At 50.3% G+C, this 19,480-nt stretch carries 17 protein-coding genes; 7 read left to right on the top strand and 10 right to left on the bottom strand.

Translation table 11 applies throughout. From position 1 onward, the window contains the following. Window positions 1-23: 23 nt before the first annotated feature. Window positions 24-1,142 carry a M20 family metallopeptidase gene (locus ACZ5TN_RS06750; protein WP_464916311.1) on the top strand — a complete coding sequence of 373 codons (1,119 nt, stop codon included), beginning with the start codon at window positions 24-26 and terminating at the stop codon, window positions 1,140-1,142. A gap of 80 nt (window positions 1,143-1,222) precedes the next feature. Next, a complete protein-coding gene (locus ACZ5TN_RS06745; RefSeq protein WP_464916310.1) occupies window positions 1,223-2,530 on the top strand; it encodes a phosphoadenosine phosphosulfate reductase domain-containing protein in 1,308 nt (435 codons plus the stop codon). Here the strand turns inward: ACZ5TN_RS06745 and ACZ5TN_RS06740 are convergent. Further along, on the bottom strand, window positions 2,484-4,415 hold the full coding sequence (locus ACZ5TN_RS06740) for a S16 family serine protease (protein ID WP_464917552.1): 1,932 nt from the start codon (window positions 4,413-4,415) through the stop codon (window positions 2,484-2,486). The genes ACZ5TN_RS06745 and ACZ5TN_RS06740 overlap by 47 nt on opposite strands. A 105-nt stretch (window positions 4,416-4,520) precedes the next feature. Here ACZ5TN_RS06740 and ACZ5TN_RS06735 point away from each other — a divergent pair, with 105 nt between their 5' ends. The 4 genes from ACZ5TN_RS06735 (at window position 4,521) to ACZ5TN_RS06720 (ending at window position 10,090) form a co-directional block, all read left to right on the top strand. Continuing rightward, window positions 4,521-5,888 carry a TldD/PmbA family protein gene (locus ACZ5TN_RS06735; protein WP_464916309.1) on the top strand — a complete coding sequence of 456 codons (1,368 nt, stop codon included), beginning with the start codon at window positions 4,521-4,523 and terminating at the stop codon, window positions 5,886-5,888. Further along, complete coding sequence (locus ACZ5TN_RS06730; protein WP_464916308.1) at window positions 5,885-7,174, top strand: TldD/PmbA family protein; 1,290 nt, start codon at window positions 5,885-5,887, stop codon at window positions 7,172-7,174. Before ACZ5TN_RS06735 ends, ACZ5TN_RS06730 begins: the two co-directional genes overlap by 4 nt. Window positions 7,175-7,235: 61 nt before the next feature. Then, window positions 7,236-7,904, top strand: a complete 669-nt coding sequence (locus tag ACZ5TN_RS06725) for a DUF257 domain-containing protein (RefSeq protein ID WP_464916307.1) — start codon at window positions 7,236-7,238, stop codon at window positions 7,902-7,904. A gap of 44 nt (window positions 7,905-7,948) precedes the next feature. Continuing rightward, entirely contained in the window at window positions 7,949-10,090 is a 2,142-nt protein-coding gene (locus ACZ5TN_RS06720; RefSeq protein ID WP_464916306.1) for an alpha-amylase family glycosyl hydrolase, read from the top strand. A 2-nt stretch (window positions 10,091-10,092) separates the two neighbouring features. Here the strand turns inward: ACZ5TN_RS06720 and ACZ5TN_RS06715 are convergent, their stop codons facing one another. The 9 genes from ACZ5TN_RS06715 to ACZ5TN_RS06675 all read right to left on the bottom strand — a co-directional run bounded on the left by ACZ5TN_RS06715 (window position 10,093) and on the right by ACZ5TN_RS06675 (window position 18,376). Then, window positions 10,093-10,674, bottom strand: coding sequence for a PH domain-containing protein (locus ACZ5TN_RS06715; RefSeq protein ID WP_011251123.1), 582 nt, complete (start codon window positions 10,672-10,674; stop codon window positions 10,093-10,095). 125 nt (window positions 10,675-10,799) lie between these two features. Then, complete coding sequence (locus ACZ5TN_RS06710; RefSeq protein WP_232500581.1) at window positions 10,800-11,006, bottom strand: hypothetical protein; 207 nt, start codon at window positions 11,004-11,006, stop codon at window positions 10,800-10,802. Window positions 11,007-11,149: 143 nt separating this feature from the next. Continuing rightward, window positions 11,150-11,482, bottom strand: a complete 333-nt coding sequence (locus ACZ5TN_RS06705) for a hypothetical protein (RefSeq protein ID WP_232500582.1) — start codon at window positions 11,480-11,482, stop codon at window positions 11,150-11,152. 597 nt (window positions 11,483-12,079) lie between these two features. Next, window positions 12,080-12,676: a hypothetical protein gene (locus tag ACZ5TN_RS06700; RefSeq protein ID WP_011251125.1), complete on the bottom strand. Its 597-nt coding sequence runs from the start codon at window positions 12,674-12,676 to the stop codon at window positions 12,080-12,082. 16 nt (window positions 12,677-12,692) lie between these two features. Beyond that, the gene (locus ACZ5TN_RS06695; protein ID WP_011251126.1) at window positions 12,693-13,667 is read right to left on the bottom strand and encodes a hypothetical protein; all 975 of its coding nucleotides are present in this window, start codon (window positions 13,665-13,667) and stop codon (window positions 12,693-12,695) included. A 67-nt stretch (window positions 13,668-13,734) separates the two neighbouring features. Further along, window positions 13,735-14,610, bottom strand: a complete 876-nt coding sequence (locus ACZ5TN_RS06690) for a hypothetical protein (protein ID WP_011251127.1) — start codon at window positions 14,608-14,610, stop codon at window positions 13,735-13,737. Next, entirely contained in the window at window positions 14,607-17,024 is a 2,418-nt protein-coding gene (locus ACZ5TN_RS06685) for a hypothetical protein (protein WP_464916305.1), read from the bottom strand. The genes ACZ5TN_RS06690 and ACZ5TN_RS06685 overlap by 4 nt, the downstream gene beginning before the upstream one ends. Window positions 17,025-17,090: 66 nt before the next feature. Beyond that, window positions 17,091-17,453 carry a hypothetical protein gene (locus ACZ5TN_RS06680; protein ID WP_464916304.1) on the bottom strand — a complete coding sequence of 121 codons (363 nt, stop codon included), beginning with the start codon at window positions 17,451-17,453 and terminating at the stop codon, window positions 17,091-17,093. Between the two features lie 50 nt (window positions 17,454-17,503). Beyond that, window positions 17,504-18,376, bottom strand: coding sequence for a lamin tail domain-containing protein (locus ACZ5TN_RS06675; protein ID WP_464917551.1), 873 nt, complete (start codon window positions 18,374-18,376; stop codon window positions 17,504-17,506). Window positions 18,377-18,567: 191 nt separating this feature from the next. On the opposite strand from ACZ5TN_RS06675, the gene ACZ5TN_RS06670 reads away from it, so the two are divergent. Beyond that, a complete protein-coding gene (locus ACZ5TN_RS06670) occupies window positions 18,568-19,353 on the top strand; it encodes a BtpA/SgcQ family protein (protein ID WP_464916303.1) in 786 nt (261 codons plus the stop codon). Window positions 19,354-19,480: the final 127 nt, after the last annotated feature.

Below are 19,480 nucleotides of genomic sequence, written 5' to 3'. Positions count from 1 at the left end.
CTCAAATTCTCTTTGGTGGTCGTATGGATGAGTTTGAACTGTTAAAACGTCTCGTCTCAATAAAGTCCCCCTTTGGAGAGGAGCACGAGATTTCGGAGTTCATAGCTTCACTCCTCGAAGAGAACGGCATACCTGTGGAGACAGTTCCCGTTGAAGGCTTTGGCGATGATGTGGTCGCTTACCTCAAAGGTAAAGGCCCGACAGTTGTTTTAAACGGGCACATGGACACGGTGCATCTATCTCAGGGATGGACACGGAACCCGTGGGGCGAGCTTGATGGTGATAGGTTCTACGGACTCGGGAGTGCCGACATGAAAGGTGGGCTGGCAGCGCTCCTAAGTGCCTTCCTTGAGCTTTCGGGGTTTCCAAAAAATGAGAGGCCCAACGTCATCTTCACCGCTGTCAGCGATGAGGAGGGCTTTTCGAGGGGGAGTTGGGAGCTTATAAAGAGCGGCAGACTCGACAAAGCCGACATCGTTCTCGTTGGAGAACCAACGAACGAGAAACTCATGCTCGGCGCCAGGGGCAGGTTCGTGATTGAGGTAAGGACAGAGGGAAAGAAGGCCCACGCGGCTAGACCTTACCTCGGTATCAATGCCATTGAAGAGCTTGCCAAGCTCGTCTCCAACCTCAACAGGATACGGATGAAGAAGCACCCGAAGCTCGGAAAGGGCTCGTACTGCACCCTCTACTTCTCTGGCTCGGCCGATGGATTGAGCGTGCCAGACGAGGCAATTGCGATAATTGACAGGCACGTGGTCGTTGGTGAGGACTGGGAGAAGGTTAGAGGAGAACTCTACAGGCTCGCAGAAAGAGTTGGTGTAAGGGCCAATCTTAAGATAGAAAAATACAGGCGCCCAACTCCTGAGATGCTCCCCTACGTTGTGAAGGAGAACAACAGGTTCGTCAGGTGGTTCAAGGAAACTTACAGGGAAGTTGAAGGGAAAGAAGTTGAGATTACCTACGGGGCAAGCGTTGGGGACTTCAACTACTTCGGAACTTACCTGGGCAGACCGACGCTCGTCTTCGGCCCAATAGGCGGCAACTGGCACTCCGCCGACGAGTGGGTCAGTGTATCTTCCGTCAGGAGGGTCAAGGGAATCTATCTGCGCTTCCTAAGGGCTTTGGCTGGCCTCAGATAAGCCGGTCTCCTCACCGGTCGGGGCAGGGAGTTCTCCTCATCGGCCAAAGCCTTTTAAGTTCTCCCCTTTTAAACTCGACCATGTTCACAATAGTCGCAAGAGCTAGAAAGGACGCGAAGGCTCTCCAGTACATAAACGAGCGTAACTATGGCGGCTTTCTCGAAGTTAAAAGCCTCGGCGGTGGGAGGAGCTTTGAGGAAATAGAGGATGGTCTTAACGAGGTTCTTGGAGAACCCTATATCCCTATATTCCTATTCGGTGAGAAAGAGAAGGCCCTCATGGAGGACATCCTTGAGGTTGTGAAGGAGAGCGAAAGGCCGTTCTACGCAAGGCTTTTGAGAACCAAGAAGGTCCGCAACATGCGCGTTGATGAGCTGTACGCCAACCTTGAGGAGATAAAGGCCCGCTTCAGGCTCGGAATCGAGTGGAAGAACGCTTACTCCCTCAATCCTGAAAATCCCTTTGGGGTAGAAGTACACCCCGACTACGACATCTATCTGGCCGTTGGCGACGGTTTTAGAAAGGCCATGAAGTCCCTCCTTGACGTTGATCTCGGCGAGAACTCTCTTGTTCTCAGGAAGTTGATGAACCAGGAGGTTTACTTCTCGGGTCCGAATAAAGTTGCAGAGGTTAGCAAGAAGCTCGGCTTTCCGACCGAGGTTCTCTGGAGGTGTCCCTGCACGGAGGACGTTTCGCTTGAGGATCTGATGGCCGCCAACAGAGACTACATCGAGGCCTTTGCAAACGCGAGCAAAGAGTTTCTGAGGAGATTCAAAGGGTATGATATAGTTGTCCCCTGGAGCGGGGGGAAGGACTCAACGGCGGCCCTTATACTGGCAAAGGAAACGTTCAATGAAGTTAATGCTGTCTACGTCAGGATGGAGTACGAGATGCCAGAGACGGAGGAATACATCGAGAAGCTCGCAGGAAAGCTGGGCGTCAACCTCATCAGGGTGGACGTCCCGATGCCCATAGAGAAGTTCGGTATGCCGACTCATAGAAACCGCTGGTGCACCAAGATGAAGGTCGAGGCATTGTACAATGCCGTCAGCGAGTTTGAGAACCCACTTTTAGTCGTCGGTGACCGCGATGGAGAGAGTGCCAGGAGGCGCCTAAAGCCACCTGTAGTCGAGAGAAAAACTGACTTTGGCCAAATCCTTGAGGTTATGCCAATAAAGTTCTGGAGCGGAATGATGGTTCAGCTGTTCATCCTCATGAGGGGCTTTGATCTCCATCCGCTCTACTACGAGGGCTTCTACAGGCTCGGATGTACCGTCTGCCCGAGCCTTGCAGAATGGGAAGTCGAGCTTTTGAAAAGAAAAGGTGTGAAAGACCTCCCGCTCACCCACGCCTCCTCAGGAGCGGGAGAAGTGCGAGGGCGAGAATGAAAGCTGGACCGCAGACCGATTGTATCCCTGAGCTTGTGGTACTTGTTGAGGTTGCGCTCGGCGTGGAAGTGGTTTCCCCGTTTGTGTTTGTATTGGTTGGCAGGGTTGGTATGGCAGTTTCGTTGCTTGGAACGTTTGGTGTGCTCTCGTTCACCTTTATCAGGAACACGCCGGCGCTCTCCCTTGCGTACTGATAGAATATCATAGCGTTGACTAGGTCATCGGTTGTGTTGCCCTTCTCGTAGCTCTCTGCGAACTCGTAGTAGGCTATGGAGAGGAGCGGATGTAGTCCGTTCATCTGCGCTACCCCTATGGCGGTCTTCGCGGCCTCTTTCATCTCTTGTAGCTTCTCCCTCAGAATGGTCTCGTTGTCTATGCCGAGGGTGTCTAGGAACACCTCCCCGCGAACCCTCGCTTCCATGGCGGTGAAGATTGCCGCTGAGTACTTTCCGTCCCCGTAGTACTGCTCCGCCTTTTGAATCGTGTCCATTAGATCAGTTCCTATGACGTTCCCATACATGGACTCAATGTAGGTCACTATAAGGCTTGACTCGTCTATGTAGTTCCTGGCCGTGTCTTTGAGCTCTTCCCTATCTATAACATCACCCTTTGCAAACCTCTCGCCCAGTCCTGCCCAGAAGCGCGCAGTCTGCGCTCTCTCGTAGGCATAGGCGGCTCTGTCAATGGCATCCCAGTAGTCGGCGCTGTAGTAGTACTTCCACCCCTCTTGTAGGCTTGCTTTGGCGTCCTCTACCCTCTCCTCTGCGGCGGCAACCGCCTGGAGCATCGTCATTCCCCTTATTTCCTTGGACGAGACGAGGCTTTCGGTCTGGTTTATGTAAGAGTTCACACTAGTCAGGAGGTTCGCAACGTCCTCCGGGCTCTCAACGCTGATGTACCAGTCGACGTGCCTCAGGACTATTCTCGCCTGAAAGTTCTTGCTGAGGGCCGTGTAATACATTCCAGAGTCCAAGGCTTCTTTAGCGCCGTCGAGTATGACCTTAGCCTGGTCCAGGGCCTCTTTGAGGACTGTATATGCCGTGTAGTCAACGTTGCTCTTTTTGAGCTTCTCCCTGACGCTCTCGTAGTAAGCGGTGGTGTTCTGATAGTCCTTAACGGCATCGTCCTTGAGGAAGGAGGTGTCTATGAAGACGTTGGCCGGTGCCTTCGGCTTCGGGAGCGCGTGGCCGGTGAAGTAGTAGACGGCCTCGTATATGTCGCTTACCTCCTTGACCTCGAGACCCCAGCGCTCCTTTGCGTATTCGACTACATCAACCTTTTCGCTCTTTGTCTGTACAACCTGCACTATTCCACCTATGGTTTTCTGCTGTGTCTCCTGGATGACCTGAATCCTCTGGCCCTTTGGGATGAGGAAAAGCTCCGCTCCAACCGAAGCGGCCGCTGAAGCCTTCTCAAGGATTCCTCCGACGGGACCTATCGTCCCGTCGGGGTTTATCATTCCAGTCATCATCACCTTTGGGTTTACCTTCCAACCCATGAGGGCGGCGATTATACCCACTGTCATTGTTCCTCCTGCCGATGGCCCGCCTATGATCGGAGTGTCCGTTTTGACCTGTATGAAGACGTCGTACTTGCTCATGTCCTTGCCAGTCACCTTTCCAGCTATTTGGGCCGCCAGCCTCGCGCTTGCCTGCATGTCAACCTCTGAGAGAGGCCAAGTCTCGACGTAAACGTGCCCGCTACCAGGAGCGACGGTTATCACGAAGTCCGTTGCGACACCGACGAGCCGTCCATCCGGGGTTTTTGAGACTGCCGGCGCCTTCAGGACAACTGTGGTTCCCTCTGAGGGACACTGCGCCTTCACTGGGGTTAAGAACGACGCTATGAGGAACACTGCCAGCAGGATTGATAACGCTCGTTTCATAATCACCACCAGAACCTTGGTAGTTTTTAACCGTATAAGCTCTTCGGTTTTTAGGCTGGCAAAATGATATAAACCCAGCTCCGGACTGCTTCTAGGTGAGACGAGATGGAAGTTGAGAGACTCATCAGGTCTGCGGAAGAGCTGGCGAGAAAGCACGGTATTGATTATTATGAAATCAGGATTTCAAGGGTGGTCATGACCGAGGTGTCCATGAGCAACGGTCAGCTCAGGGGGCTTTCCAGTAACTCCGAGACGGGAATAGGCGCGAGGGCCTTCAACGGCGCGTGGGGATTTTCAAGCGCAAACGACTTTGAAAGGTTTGAGAAAGCGATAGAAACAGCCATGAAAATAGCCAAGCTCTCCAGGGGAGAGTCAAATATATACACTGGCGATCCCGTTGTTGATGACGCCGAGATGCCCGTGAAAAGACCCTTCTCCGATATAAACATTGAAGAAAAGGTTGCCCTTGTGAAGGAGACCGATTCCATGCTGGCTGGCGAAAAAATAGTGAACAGGAACGTCTCTTACCGCGATACTGTTGTGGAAACCTTCTATTTCAACTCCCTAGGGAGCGAGATAAGGACGGTTGTTCCCAGGATACGCTTCGGGTTTTCCGTAACTGCGAAGGAGAACGGGGAGATGCAGCAGTACTGGAAGAGCTTCGGGGGAACGCTGGGCTGGGAAATGGTTGAGGGAATTGACATTTCTCACTGGACTTCCCTGGTAGTTGAAAAAGCGAGGGCGCTGTTAAAAGCCAGTTCTCCCCCGTCGGGCGAGTTCCCAGTGATAGCCGACCCGGAGCTTACGGGCCTCTTCATCCATGAGGCGCTTGGACACGCAGTCGAGGCAGACCTCGTGAAGAACGGGGACAGCATTTTGGCCGGAAAACTCGGACAGAAGATAGCGGTTGATGGGCTTACAGTCGTTGATGACCCAACGCTCCCGGGCAAGTTCGGCTCCTACATCTACGACGACGAGGGAATAAGGGCCAAGAGGGTTGAGATTATCCGCGACGGCGTTCTGGTGAACTACCTCAACGACCGCGAGACGGCCCAGTACTTCGGCCTTGAGCCGAACGGCCACGGGAGGGCGCAGAGCTATGCCCACCAGCCCCTCGTAAGGATGGGCAACACATACGTCGAAGCTGGCGACTGGTCGTTCGAGGAAATGCTTGAGGAGGTCAAATACGGACTGTACATGATAGGGGACAAGGGTGGACAGGTTGATACCGCCAACGGAACCTTTACCTTCGGTGCGAGGGAAGGCTACATAATCGAGAACGGCGAGCTTAGGGAGATGGTGCGCGACGTTGCCCTCTCGGGAAAAATCCTTGACGTTCTCAAGAGCATCCGCGCCATTGGAAAGGACGTCAGGATTGAGTACCCTGGATACTGCGGCAAGGGGCAGTCGGTTCCCGTTGATGATGGTGGCCCACACATACTCACGAAGGCCCTCGTGGGGGGATTGAAATGATCGATGTCATTGAGAGCCTCGCTGGAATCTTGAACTCGAAGGACGTTGAATGGGAAATCTACTGGGAGAGCGGGAGGAGCGGTTCCTTCAGGATAGAGCGTGAGACCCTCGACCGCTCTCAGAGGAAGTTCTACTCCGGCATCGGCCTAAGGGTTGGACTGAACGGAAAGCTCGGCTTCTCTTATATAACTGGCATCCACCACTCTCGTTCAGAGCTTGAAAAGTTCGTGGAGCGGACGATAAAGCTGGCCAAGGTCAGTGAGGTTCCTTTCAGGGGTTTCCCAGTTCCATCTAAAGTTCCCAAGGTCAAGGGAATATACGACAGAAAGATCGAAGAAATACCCTTTGAGGATGCCCACGCTCTCGCGCTCCAGTACGCTGAGAAAATGAGGGAGCTGAAGGAAAAAGAGACCCTTTCGGGCTCGATCTCCCTGGCCTTTGAGAGGTATGGTGTCGTGAACTCCAACGGAGTTGAGCTTGAAGCCTCTTCAACGTACATGGGGGTCTCTGCCTACGCGGTCAGGGAGGACACTCCAGGAAATGGCTCGTTCTACCAGGACTACCGCTCCCTCCAGGGCATAGAAGCCCTTGAAGAGGCCATAATGAAAGCGAAGGAGGATGCAGAGCTAAGCGCCGGGGCGAAGAGGCTTGAACCCTACGAGGGAGAAGTAGTGCTGGAGCCAGAGGCCGTCATGTCCATTGTGGAAGTCCTCCTTGAGAACTTCTACGGTGATGAGGTTTACTACGGTAGGAGCAGGTTTTCCAGCTTCGGAGATCGGGTAGCTTCAGAGGACTTTACCCTCCTGGATGATTCAACGCTCGAAGGCCTTCCGGGAAGCTACCCCTTCGACGGCGAGGGCACTCCGGGGCAGAGAACCACACTGATTGAGAACGGTATTCTAAAGGGCTTTCTCCTCGACCATACTTACGCCTCCCTGCTCGGACTTAAGAGTACTGGAAACGCAGTTAGAAGCTTCAGGACTGTTCCATCAATAGGATCGAGTAACCTCGTGGTCGAACCTGGGAAAGAAGGCCTGGAGGACTTTGAAGGGATAATCATAAAGAACGTCTTCGGTGAGCACACCGCCAATCCGGTCAGCGGTGACTTTTCACTTCCAGTTGGTCTCGGCTACGTTGTCAGAGATGGAGAGCTCGTTCCCTTCAAAGACAACATGCTCGTGGGCAACGTCTTTGATCTCCTAAAGACGGCCGAGCCTGGAAAGGCCATTAAAAGAATCTCCTCATTTATGGCTCCGAGGGTTAAGGTTCACGCAAAGATTGTTTAATTATTTGAACAATCTTCCGAGTTTCGATACTTTTTTATATTTCCTCGTTAAGTAACCACAGGTGGTTGACGTGTCAGTGCTAAATCTCCGTGAGTTCTTGTCTGCCTTTTACCCCGGCGAGACAGTGATGATTGAGTACGACACGGTTTCAATGCCCGAAGTGCTGTTCTACCTCATATACCTGAACAGGGAAAACCGACCGGTGCTCATTGACGACGTTGCGGATACTCTCTGCGAGACTCTCACCAAACTTGAGTTCATGGGTTTTGACGTTTCCGGGTTCAACGATGTGCCCGTTATTAAAATAGGCGGTGGGGAAAGAAACTGCGGCAACGTCCTCGGCGAGGTTGACGTTGACAGGTATTCTCTGGATATAAGCTACTACGGCAGGATAGTTGAGAAGGCGTCCTTCAATGACGTCGTTCTAAACCCAGTTCTCGGAGTTCACAAGCTCTTCCTGGCTCTCGAAAGGAGGGGAGCTCTTAGGCTAATCAAGAACATAGCAACGTTTGAGGGCGACAAGAGGAGAATAGCCTTTTACTTCATTAACCGGGACGTGGTTGAGATGTCTTACCCCGAGCTTCTGCCTCTCCTAGAGGAGATTGCAAGCACGGTGATGAACTGGTCCTTTGAGGGTGAAGAATTCGTGCTTTACGTTTCAAAGTCTGCAAACCTGAATATTATGGGGAAAGGAATCTCGTTTACCCTCGATGAAATCTCTTCCCTTTAGCCCAAAGCTTTTAACTGCCCTCTCTTATCACTTCTGGTGATACAATGGGGAGACTGGTCTCGGTAGTGCTGATAATTCTACTCCTGACTCCCATCGTCTCTGCTTGGGAAATTCCCGAGCGGGGGATAATATACCAGGTCATGGTGGATCGATTTTACGACGGCAACACCTCAAACAACGAACCGTTCTACGACCCGACTCACTCCAACTACCGCCTCTACTGGGGTGGAGATTTAGAGGGCCTCATTGAGAAGCTCGACTACATCAAGAGCCTTGGAGTCTCAATAATATGGGTCTCGCCGCTCAACGACAACATCAACTCCCTCGCCTACGGGAGCGCTCCCTATCACGGCTACTGGACGAGGGACTACAAGAGAATAGAGGAGCACTTTGGGGGCTGGGAGGACTTCAGGCGGCTCGTTAAGGAGGCCGAAAAGCGGGGAATCTGCATAATCGTTGACTACGTACCCAACCACTCGAACCCGGTGAACGACGGCGAATATGGTGCCCTCTACGACAACGGCACCTTCCTGACGGACTACTTCAAGGACACGAAGAACGCTGAAGTGAACCCGATTACCGGAATCCGTGAGAACGTCTACCACCACAACGGCAACATCTACACCTGGAGCGGGATACCGCTTAAGTACGCAAACCTCTATGGCCTCGCCGATTTCAACCAGCTCAACCCGTGGGTTGACTCATACCTCACCGAGGGGGCTATGCTCTTCGTTGACTCAGGCGCCTGCGGCCTCAGAATAGACGCCGTCAAGCACATGGAGCTCGGCTGGCTTGAAACCTTCTACCTCCGCCTCTACTCCAAGGGGCCGCTCTTCATCTACGGCGAGTACTTCACTCCCTCTCTCCAGAAGGGCGATGACCTCTACGAGTTCTACCGCTACTCGAACGTCTCCCCAGTTCTTAGTATTCCAATCAGAGAGGACATTGTGAGGACCTTCGCCTTCTTCGGCGGCCTCGACAAGCTCTCCGAGGAGCTTGGAGATTATTACTCCCACTTCGTCTATCCAACAAAGGCTGTGAACTTTCTCGACAGCCACGACCTCGTCCGCTTCTTAAACGCTGGCGATAGAAAAGACGAAATCCAGCGCTTCCACATGGCTCTTGCATTAACCCTAACTCTGCCGGGGATTCCTGTAATCTACTACGGCGACGAGAGCTACCTCGTTAGCAAGGACGGAAAGGGCGATCCCTACAACAGGCCGATGATGGTCTTCGACAACACCACCGAAGCTTCCAGAATAATCCGCACCCTTGCTCGGCTTAGAAAGACCAACGACGCCATTGCCTTCGGCGACTTCAGAACCCTAACCGCATCCTACGAGACCTGGGCCTTCGGAAGAACCTTTGGAAACCACAGCCTTCTCGTGGTCATGAACAAGGGGCCTGCGGTCAACCTGACTTTCTCCGTAGACTGGCCCGACGGCACGTACCGCGACGCCCTCTACGGTGGAGAAATGGTTGTGTCGGGCGGGAAGGCTTCTGTTTATCTCCCAAGGGACAGTGTCTACGTCTTTCACATCGAGGGGGAACAGAAAAAGCCACTTATCGGCTCAATAACTCCTTACGCTGCTCAACCGGGTCAGGAGATAATCATCGGTGGTGCGGGATTTGGAGAAGGGGGCAGGGTCATAATCGGCGGTAGGGAAGCAAAGGTTCTTTCCTGGGAAGACGGGAAGATAGTCGTTGAAGTCCCCAGGCTGGAGACCTCGGCGGCCTGGGTGAACGTTACGGTCGTTTCAGACGGAGGGAGAAGTCTCCCGAGGCCTCTCCGCTACTACTCAGGAAACGACGTTCCCGCGCTCATAGCCCTCAACGCCAGCCTCGTGGGGGAGGTCTCTGGGACGCTGTGGCTTAGCGGCGACCTTCCAGAGCTTGGGGAACCGAGGCCGCTCTTGAAGTCGTCAATGGGCTACTACTTCACGGTTGCTCCACTACCAGAAGGCGTGCCGTTCTCAGTCAGGCTCTACGAGGGAAAAGCCTGGGGCGCTTTAAGGCCGCTGAACTTAACCCTCTACGGCGTTGGGAACAGAACCGTTACCCTTACTGAGAAACCGCCCGGGGTTTCAGAGGGGCAAAAAGCTGGCCAGAAAGATGTTGCTCTCTATGCTCTCTCAGTAGTTATGATAGTGGCCTTGATTGCAGTAGTATGGAAACGAAAAGGGTGAAGTCAAATCTCTTCCAACAGCTTCTTTCTCTTTTCTTCGTACTCCTCCTGGCTTATCACGCCCATGTCGTAGAGCTCCTTGAGCTTCTTCAGCTTTTCGAGTGGGTCTTCTTTCTCTTCCCGAACCTGGGCTGGCTGGTAAGCTGGCATAGTCCTCGTTACGAATTCCCTCGGCTTCTTCAGAACCCACGTCTCGCTGGTCAGCCCTTTGTTGACGTCTATTGAGACGGGTTCTACGGCTATGGCGTTGAGGGCATCCTTTATGGCGTTTATCGCCTTTCTAGCTTCCTCCTTGTCCATCCAGCCAAGCTTGAGCGTTATGTTCTCCTCTCCCTCTATGATAAATTCCGAGCTCATTATACCGAGCTTGACCACGACCTGCTCAAGCTTCTGGTATGGGATGGCCTTGAAGTCGTACCTTCCGAGAACTTTCTCGTCGAGGTATATTATCCTCCTGTCGGTAACGAGGAGCCACTTTGGCTTTTCGATGCTTATCTTCTTCTTTATGGCGAACAGAACCCTCTCATCCGGCTCAAGATGTCTTTGAACTGACTTTGGAAGTTTGGGGTTTTCCTCGACTCCCATGCGTATCACCCATGATGTCTCTGCGGTTATCGTATATGTACTTTGCTTCCATCCCCTCTTACAGTGCATCTTTGTTTCTATCTGTGGATTCCTCCAGTTAGGTAGCTCCCATACCAAGTGCACACTTACCCGTCTAATTTCCTGAACCTTTCGGGCTTGATCTTTCCCAGGGGGTATATCCTCCAAACTCCCTCGACGCCTTTCCTGGGATTCACCCGGGCTGTCCACGCTTCAACTCTCTCCCTCTCTCGTGATTGAGAACTCAAAGCGAAGGGACCCTTGATATTACTCACGAGCTCCCCAGACTTCAGTTTTTGAACAATATCTTCCAACGGGACTTCTTCCAGCGTCCACGTTTTGTTGCTCGGGGCTTTTACTTTCGCCGTTGTTGAGACTGTAACATTGCCCGGGTAATGAGTGACCGCCCTAATCGTGCCGTTCTCTCCAGCTTATGAACTCCAGTATTACATTCCTCTCAGGAACGCTCATGGGTGAAGGCAGGCGAAGCAAACCTCTGTATCCTAAGGGGGCCTCGTAGAATCCCGTGATCTCCCACTCTTCCCGTTATTTTGCCTGCTGATATTTCGCTGTCCTTGACGAGTACAAAGTTAACGTAGGTAGTGCTCTTCTTGGGGACTTTTTCAATCGATAGGTAGATGCTCTCAATCTCCCCGTTCCTGTAAATTTTGCCCTTGTAGAGGAGTTCCCTGCAATTATCGCAGTTTTTGAAGTCCTTCAGCTTTTCTGGACTTGTTGCGAGGACTGAATAATTAAAGGGAGTCTTGCAGGTTATCTTGCTTCTCTTCATTCTCGGCCAGATCTTCAGAAACTTGTAAACCTTGAAAGTGTAAATACTGAGGGTCTTGTTTTCTGGATTGTAAAAAGCGAACTGGTACTTTCTGAACCCGTTAAAACCAGTTTGAGAGGAATAATAAGCGGTAAGAAGTTGCGAGTTTCCCCTAACTTGCTCCGGAATCTTTTGATAGAGATTGTCCATGCTCTCACTTGGGAGATAAAAATAGCTAAAGAAGAGAAAAACCAAAAAAGCGAGGACGAGCAACTTTCCCCTCATTTAACTTTACCCCCAATCTACTAACCTCAACCTGCTCTCTGGCATGCATCCCCAATCATGGATCTCAGTATTGTTTTCATCCCAGAAGGCTTTAACCTGGCAGTACTGACTGCCGAAATACTTGCCGGAGGCATAACCTTCTGAAGTCACCATGATCTGCACGATTCCTGGCCCTTTTTCAATCTTCTCGAGTACTTCACGGATAATCTGACCATCTGTTTGCTTGTAAGCAGAGGCACTCCACTCAGGACTTTCTCCACTCCCTTTTAAGGTAATCCCTGGATAGTATGCGAGTACCTCAGAATTATACTGATCTACAGGCTTTTCCTTTACTCAAAGGAGTTTTGTGTCCTTGTAGGAGGGAAAGACTAGTACGCCGTTCATTCCGATGCTCCCATAGCAAAGATAATCGTGAGCGAAAAGACTCCGCTTTTCACATACTTCTTTTGACCTTATCCATATTGCCTTGCTCGTTCCAAGCGCGTAAATCTGGTAAAACGTTTCATTCGGCTTTATAACCTCACTGAGATTCCACCAGTAAGAACCGTTAATCTCATCATCGTACTTCCATCCGAGGGTTTTGAAGAGGAGTGCCTTCTCGTGGGACTTATAATCCTTTAGAGCACCTAGGTCTAGTATTACCGGAGAGTAATTCACGAAAGCTCTTGCACTCTCTACCTTTTTCTTTTTTAGCCAGAATTGAGAGGATTGGCTAACAGTGTAGAGCTTGAGCACATTAGTCTCCTCGTTGTAAGTCGCGAACTGCCAGAGAGTGTCCTCGTGATAAACTGCTATCAACCCTTCCCCTTTTGGAATTCCTGCGAGTTTGTACGCTCCTTCCGCCGTTGAGAGCTCGTGGTAAGTGTAGGCATTGTACGCGAAAAAAGAAAAGAGAAGGAGCAGGACTCCAGTAGCTAATGCCCTCTTCATCCCCAGATCACCCCAGTTAGCCGCAGTGGTATCCTAATATTCTATCAAAGTAGATTTTCTGAATGCTATTGGATGGATAAATTCTCCAGTATGCGTGGAAATTGTTTTCAGTGTTAATCCAGTCTGAGAATACCTCTAGTTTTCCGTCGTATTTGAAGATCGAGATTGTAAATCTCAGGCTTCCTTTTATTGTCTGCTTGAATCTCTCAGGTTCAATTTTTTCAAACACCTGCTCCCATGGAACTTCCCTGAGAGTCCATGTTTCGTTTGTCAAAACTTTGAATTTAATGTTGTCCGTAAAGATGACCCCTCCGGGATATATGACCTTTCTCCTTGCGCTTTGATTATCTATCGGTAGAATTTCGAGAATAATCCCCTTCATTGGATCTTCCATCATACCGGGAAGGTACAGAAGGTCTGCGTACTCAAACGGATCTGAATATCTAATTGTATCCCCCGAAGATAACTCTAAGGATCCTATTGACAACTCGGAACTTTTGATAACAGCAAGTTCAATGTATTTACTATTATTTTTCTCTTGGTTGTTAACAATATCCTGCATTGAAGGGTAAATGCTCTCAATTTCTCCATTCCTGTAAACCCTATCCCTGTAGAGGAGTTGTCTGCAGTTGTTGCAGTTTTTGAAGTCTTTCAGCTTTTCTGGGTTCGTTGAGAGGGTGGAGTAATTGAATGGTGTTTTGCAAGTGATTTTGCTTTTCTTCATCCTCGGCCAGATCTTCAAGAATTTGTAAGTCTTAAAAGTGTAAATGCTAATAGTCTTGTTTTCTGGATCGTACAAAGCGAACTGGTACTCTCTAAAACCATCAAAACCAGTTTGGGAGTAATAGTAAGCGGCAACAAGCTGCGAGTTTTCCCTAACTTGAGCTGGAATCCGATGATAGAGGTTGCTCATGCTCTCACTTGGGAGATAAAAGTAGCCAAAGAGGAAGAGAAAAATCAAAAAAGCAAGGGCAAGCAACTTTCCCTTCATCCATAGGTCACCTCCATGAAGTAGCCGACTCATGTGTGTATCTTAGTTTCATCTCTTGAAGTACTTATTATCCTCCAGACACGACGCATTTTTTCGTGTAGTGGAGAGTTTTTGTAGTTCCATTGAAGTAAATTGTAGTTTTTTCCACCACTGGGCACCTTAAGTTGGATTCATCAAGCAATTTCGTTGGGAAAGGATTTATAATAATTTCAGAGGCGTTTATGAGAATTTCCTGGCCACTGCAGGGAATTGTGAGGTTCTCCGGGATTTTCGTCACGTTGATCGTTGGACCACTGAGGTTTCCCACTCTTCCTGACACGTTCCATGTTGGATATAATGCCAAAAGTGTATCATTTCCCCGATTTTCAAAGGCTACAACCCATGTTGAGTACGTGCACTTTGAGGGTGAGGGCATCACGAGGTAACCCCCAACGAGCGGATTGCCGTCTATAGAAGGCTCCTTTGCCCTGTCCACAAAGATGAACCTAACGCCGTTGAACTTTTTAAGAATGTCCCTGAAGTTCCAAGTTTGGTTAAGGATTTTCTTTATTTCCTCCCCTTTGAGGACTCTGACTTTCCCGTCGATTTTTATAATCATTGCCGTTTCGTCTTGGTGGGCAGGAATGTCGTCTATTGAGAAAGAAACCTGACTGTAGTTGAGCCCTGTTTTTACCTGTCTTTTTTCAACATTTATCCTCTTCACGATGAGGTTTCTTTTCAAAGTTGCAGTTATCTCTGAAAGGGCACCGTTTTCATAAGTTATGACCCTCCATTCCCCTTCTTTGTGATATACTACTACCAAGCCCCTCTCCGCGTCCATGCGGTTAAGCATGCAGGATGGTGAACTAAAACAGGCATCTTTCCTGTAGTTATAGGTTAAAGCTAAAAGTGAAAGGAGAAGGATTGCTATAAACGCTAGAACTCTGAGGAATCTTCCTTTCATTTCCAAGTCACCTCCATGAAGTAGCCGACGCCTGTGTAAGGCCCAGTTACAGGGACATACATAGAACTGAAAGGCATGTCTGGGATTATACTAGGTTTATGGACTAAAAGATTGTCCGGCTGAATTGTGATATACCATTCTTCTCTGATAAACTTTGCAAATGCTTCCCAGCAACTTCTAGATACTTTCCATTGCTCTGTCACATGTTCCTCTACTGAATTTTTGAACATTTCTGTTAATGTCGAATTAAACCGAGCGTAGTCTTGTGGCCAACTTAGTTCGCTATATCTAAACTGCACGTTCATGACAGAATGGGGTGGTACTTCTCCGAACCACATTTTGAGAGCATTCATTTTATAATCTTTGATACTATAGTAATTTCTGCCTTTTACATCAAGATACTCATCATAAAGCCAAAATACGTAGTGTCCCAATTCGTGCCCTAATGTTTTTCCCCAGTCCACATCTCCAATAGAGATTACAATGTTTTGGTCTGAGAATGCAGAAGCCGCTGAGATTATCTTCTTGGACATCATTATATGGAACTCGTGTTTCTGACTCTCAGTTGCATTAGAGAACCTTTTTATCCAATATCCTCCGATAGATGCTTTTGGCCATCCCTTGTACAAAAGTTCAGTTCTTGTTTGAGGGATTACCCACTTAGTCTTATGTACTCTCACGTCCGCATCATCCCACTGTCTCTTATCGTCCCATATCTGCACGCTGGTTATCATCGCGTACCCGTCAGTGTAGTCGTAAACGAAGTCGCTCGCCTTTCTAATACTGTAAACCAAATTTCTCTTGTCTTCCTCACTCAAAGCCCACTCTGTGGAGACAGTGAGGCTAATCCCGAGAATGTCCCTCTTCGCAGGATCTTTTCCAATGAACAGTTCAACACTGTTCGGAACGCCATCACCGTCGTAGTCCCCGTTCATGTCGTCGGCTTTTCTGTCACTGGGATCAAAGCGCTCGGTAAATCCATTTGCCTCAAGCTCTTTGTTCAGCTCGATTTCACGGTAGAAGGGTATCCCGTCTGCGTCGTTGGTGGTTATGACGAACCAGATTTCGCCGTCAGGAGTGTCGTCAGCTGAGGAGTAAGAAACGACAAGGTCTGACTTCAGGGGCATTTCTCCTGAAGAAGTCACAACTTTGACATCACCTTTAAGTGTCTTTACGTCGTTGCTCATGCTCCCATTGCTCAGAATCTCAGCGGGACTAGAGGAGCTTGTCGTCGCGACGACCTCGTTTCCCGGTGAAGTCACATCAGTCCCGTAGGTGTTCACGAGGGTGACGTTGATCACCGTTCCATTCTCCAGCCGAACCCGAGCAACTTTCAGATTTTTCGGTTTCACTATTGAGAATGCTGTAGTTCCATCTTTCACCGTAACGTCATTAACGCCTTCAATCGTTTTTATGTCGATGATCTCACCATTAATTTTAGCCTTTTCAAGTATACTTTCGTATTTCACGTATACCTTGAGGTCTTTGTCCGGCTCTTTTGGGCTGACATTACAGGAGCCGTCCCCACATCCGCTCAGGTGACCATAGCCGAAATATTTTTCTTCATCCCCCTGATAATCGTCACCGCTCCACGTTCCGGTTTTAAGGTTGTAATGTATTACAGCAACGGTTCCTTTGCTAGGGGAAACATCCATTTCGGTTCTTTTCCCATTGTCGTCTCTGTCGTAGAGATGGAACTGTATGGTGGCGACTTCCTTGTCATCCAGAACATCAAAGGTAGTTAGTGCAATCGTGTAGCTTTGGACGTTGACGAGTGGATTGGTGGTTGGAATTATTTTCTTCTCGTAATCATCCTGATTATCAGTGAGGAAAAGGGCTTTGGTTTGTCCATTTACGGTAAGCTCCAAACTCATATCTGCTGGATTGTGACCAGCAATTGAACTGTCAACATCGTCCAATGCCCTCGCTCTTAGGATGTAGACTGTAACCTTCATGTCCCTCAACGGATCAACGTCCTTGGAGTCAATCACCCCATCACCATCCGTATCATTACTGTAGGGATTCGTCCCGTACTCCCTCTCTAAGGCATTGCACCAACCATCCTTGTCGCTGTCCGTGAGAACCGGCACGACTTTCGTCACGGTCTCCCCCACTTTCCCATACTCATCAACGGGCGTAAAGCGAATGGTCACGTTCTCGCGACAGTTAGTGTGGTTGTAGATCGGAGCGAGGGGGAACCTGTGCGGGTATCCCGGGTACAGGCCAGTCCTCCTAAAGCTGAAGCGCCCGACGACTTCCACACTCACGTTCACCCTGTCGCCTTCCGCATCGTTAACGACGATCGTGCCGTTGCTCCACTCGTTTGAGTACAGGAAAGGTGGAAGATCAACCCTCACAACTTCTGGGGGCGAGTTCTCTCTTACGTAAATGTTCCTCGCCCACGTGGAGTACACCACGGTACCGTTGGCATTGTAGAGCTTTATCTCGACGTCGTGGAAGCCCCTGCCCGGCTTCTTCCACTAAAGGTCAAAGCTCCACCTCTTGTAAACGTAGCTGTTGAGCCTGCTGATTTCCACGCCATCAACGAAGAGCTTGAGGATTACGTCCTTCCTGTTGCCGGAGGGATTGACGACGTTGACGTGGAACCTAATCGGGTGCTTTTCAACGAGCATCGTGTGGGAAACCCCGGAGATGTACGGCCTGGACTCTGAAACTTTGAGCGTTGTTGAGCTTGAGGACGGGCTTCCCCCGTAGTCCGGGACGAACCTCGCCGTGAGGACGTGGCTCCCGGGAGTCGCGCGCCACACGTTGTACATCTTATACTCCCACGTGTGATAAGCGTAGACCGTGACGGCGGATTTCTTGATAAGCACGCCGTCCAAGTAAAGCTCGATGTGCCCCTTTCCATTTACCGGCCCACTGTTGTCGAGGTTTATTGTGACATGGAGGTAATCGCCCTCCTTGGGGGACTGGGTGAGTAGGAGATTCTCCTGACCGTTACCTTGGGCGCTCCGGTGTAAGAGTAAATGTCCGCCAGGTTCCCCTTGTTATCGATCAGGTAGACCGTGTCCCCGGCATTGTTCAGGATTGCGGACGAGGAAGAACTGGCAACCAGTATTCTCCTGACCTCTCCCGGGCCGAGGCTTACCGAGAACTTGCGCACGTGGTCTCTCCCAAAAGAGTCGTAGCAGTGGTTCTTGGGGATTGAGGGGGTTTCGTTTACCCAGCAGCGCTCGTTGTTGTAGGCGTAGCTGTCCATTAAGTACCATCCAGAGGCGGTGAACGTTGATGAGCCGCCGTTGTAGAGGACTACGTACTCTCCGTTATTGTCGTTTGTGAGGTAGTCCACGTCGATTATCTGAAGGCCGCGGGAAGTGCTCAGCGGCTCCACGGTGAAGGCTTTTGCAAGGGACTCTTCGGTGGTTTCCCAGGTTTTTGCTTTTCTCAGCGCTCCGAGGGCTCTCTCCGGGTTTTCCCACTTGTAGGTCTGCATTGCTATTGGCTGGTTGTTGTCGTACCACCATATTTGGAAGATGAGGCTGGTGCCGTTCCAGTGGATGTTTCTGATTCTCATGGTGTCTGACACGATTATGTCCCCATTGAGGATTTCGTTTAGGAGGGCTTCCATGAGTGCTATTAGGGCTTCTCTCTCACCGTCTTCTGCGGTGGAGAGTTCTTTTAGGGGGTTCTTGAAGAGGGGGTTTATCGTGCCTGCTTTCTCCTCTTGAGTTCCTGCGAGTGTCGTGCCCGGCACTCCGCTAAGGAGTATCAGCACCACCAGAACAAGGGCCGCTCTCCTCTTCATTCCTACCACTAGGAATTTAAAGACAATTACTAAACCACCAAGAACACATAAAAATTTTTCGGCTTTCTCCTTTAGTACCTCTAGGGGAACGGAAGCGGCTGTTTATGGGGGAGAGCTTGGAATTTTAAACCGCCTTCAATTCACTCAACAGGTTTAATATACCCTCCACGAAATTCCACCGTGGTGATACCATGGACTTCGAGAGAAGGCCCCTCATTGGAATGGTCCACCTCAAGCCCCTTCCCGGTTCCTACCTCTATGACGGAAATTTTGATTCAGTCATTGAACATGCTCTAAGGGACGCCAGAACGCTGGAGAAAGCCGGCTTCGACGCGGTTATGGTGGAGAACTTCGGCGACGTTCCCTTCCCGAAGTACGCCGACAAGACTACCGTTGCTTCCCTTGCGGTTGTCGCAAAGGCGATACGCGACGAGGTTTCCCTCCCGCTCGGGATAAACGTCCTTAGAAACGATGGGATAGCTGCCTATTCCATAGCCTACGCCGTAAAGGCAGACTTCATAAGGGTGAACGTGCTGAGTGGGGTTGCATACACCGACCAGGGAATAATAGAGGGCATTGCCCACGAGCTGGCAATGCTGAGGAAGAGGCTTCCCTCAAAGATAAAGGTCTTTGCCGATGTGCACGTCAAGCACGCCGTCCACTTCGGTGACTTTGAGGACGCCCTCCTCGACATAGTGGAGAGGGGTTTGGCCGATGCCGTTGTCGTTAGTGGAAAAGCAACTGGAAAGCCTGTGGACGTTGATAAACTCGCGCTCGCGAAGGAGATTTCCCCAGTTCCTGTCATAGTCGGCTCCGGGACGAGCTACGACAACCTTCCCGAGCTCTGGAAGTACGCCGACGGCTTCATCGTGGGTACGTGGATAAAGCGCGATGGAAGGGTGGAGAACGAGGTCTCTCTGGAGAGGGCGAGGAAGCTGGTCGAGCTTGCGAAAGAACTTCGTCAAAGTTCCATTTGAAGTTGCTCTTTGTCGAATTTCTTTTTGCGAAAGGTTTATTACCCATGGCTGTGTAATATGTACAAAGGGAACCTGTCCCGCTTTTCTCTTCTGCGAGATGGTTTCCAGGGAAGTGAGAAAGTTGTCT

This window comes from Thermococcus sp. JCM 11816 (genome assembly GCF_055396515.1).
Note: the sequence above shows the minus strand (reverse complement) of the source record. Positions and strands in the feature narration are given on the sequence as shown.